Source organism: Streptococcus sp. DD10, assembly GCF_001578805.1.
Taxonomy (GTDB): Bacteria; Bacillota; Bacilli; order Lactobacillales; family Streptococcaceae; genus Streptococcus.
In genome coordinates this window covers 209,283-211,063 of record NZ_KQ969160.1, presented here as the reverse complement: position 1 = coordinate 211,063, position 1,781 = coordinate 209,283, and the positions used below count along the sequence as shown (strand labels likewise).

At 39.4% G+C, this 1,781-nt stretch carries 2 protein-coding genes; both read left to right on the top strand.

What is annotated here, in order from left to right:
- Positions 1-250: sigma(X)-activator ComW (gene comW / locus STRDD10_RS06370; protein WP_231853381.1), on the top strand; the 250-nt coding region annotated here is incomplete at its 5' end.
- 293 nt (positions 251-543) lie between these two features.
- Complete coding sequence (locus tag STRDD10_RS06365; protein ID WP_067194035.1) at positions 544-1,755, top strand: CapA family protein; 1,212 nt, start codon at positions 544-546, stop codon at positions 1,753-1,755.
- The last annotated feature ends 26 nt before the right edge of the window (positions 1,756-1,781 follow it).

Below are 1,781 nucleotides of genomic sequence, written 5' to 3'. Positions count from 1 at the left end.
TTTAGGGAGAAGGGAGATTGTTATGATTGAAGAAGTTTACACAGAATACAGAGAATTTTATTCCACTTTAGAGGTGGCTTATGGTTATCTGAAGTTGGACCGATATGAGTGGGAAAGTATGCACTTGCGCTACTTCATCTACTATTTGCGTAAGTATGACATTCAAAGTATGGAGTACTTCACAAGCTATCATTACAAGGTTTCTTACAGGGGATATTTGGAGGAAATGACGGCATCTGTGCTTGTTTAACGCCGAAAATTCCCAGCCTCACATTTTTTTGACAAAATCCTTTGATATGCTCGCTACTTAGATTGTTGTTATTTTTTCTTTATCTGTAATCCTTGGCTTTTTCTGGAATATTGAAGTCTTAAGGTTTCTAGTGAAACGATTTCATTCGCACCTAACATAAGGGATTACGCAGAACGAGGGTTAGTCCATTATTTTTAGCTATTCTTTCCTTGTGAAAAGGTTGTTATAGTATGGAGGCATCACAAACCGTTATATGGTATAATAAAATGACAATATTAAAAAAGGTGGTTGCTATGATTGAAAAACAGCTTAGGAATGATGTTATTGTAGAAAAAATATTGATAGGATTGGTAGGATTTGCTGGTATCTTGTTTGTTTTCCTTCTTTTTGTCTCTAATCCAGAGATGAGTCAGTCTGGCAAAAAATCCAAACAGGTCCAGACTGCTCGTATTATGGCAAATGGTGATCTCCTTTATCATGATTTACTGTATATGAGTGCTTTGCAGGTGGATGGGAATTATGATTTTACTGAGAATTTTACCTATGTCAAGCCTTGGTTGGAACAGGCAGATCTAGTTTTGGGAGATTTTGAAGGTACAATCAATGAAGACTATCCCTTGGGTGGCTACCCTCTTTTTAACGCACCTCGGTCTGTCGTAACAGCGATCAAGGACGCAGGTTATGATGTGGTAGATCTTGCTCACAATCATATTTTAGACTCTGGGCTGTCAGGGGCTATGACAACGGCAACTGCTTTTCATCTGTTCGGGATTGACTCAGTTGGAATTTATGAGAGTCCTGTGCGTGATAAAGCCCCTCTCCTCATTAAGAAGGTTAATGGGATTAAGATAGCCATACTTGCCTATTCTTACGGTTATAATGGTATGGAGGAGGGGTTAACAGAGCAGGAAATAGTTCACCATCTGTCGAATATGGATCGAAAACGTATGAAAGCAGAGATTGAGCGTGCGGAAAAGGAAGCAGATATTACCATAGTGATGCCTCAGATGGGAGTGGAGTATCAGTTAGAACCAACTGATGATCAGGTTGAACTATATCACAAAATGATTGACTGGGGAGCAGATATCATTTTTGGTGGTCATCCTCATGTTGTGGAACCCTCAGAAATCCTTACCAAGGATGGCCAGAGCAAGCTTATTATTTATTCTATGGGGAACTTTATTTCCAATCAGAGGATTGAAACCATGGAAGGGGTTGAAAATGCTGAGTGGACTGAGCGTGGAATTCTCATGGATGTGACAGTTGAAAAGAAAAACGGAAAAACGATTATTAAGACTGCTCAGGCCCGTCCTAGTTGGGTTAACCGTCTACCAAAGGGAACAATATCACCAGAAGGATATTCTCTTTACACTTATCAAACCTTAATTTTAGAAGATTTCATACAGGGTGGGAAATTCCGAGACCAGTTAGATCCAGATACTCAAGCTCGTATAGATACAGCTTACGAAGAGATGCTTGCTCATGTTAATCTCCAATGGAAGTAATAAAAAGAAAAAACTTGCTCCTGGCA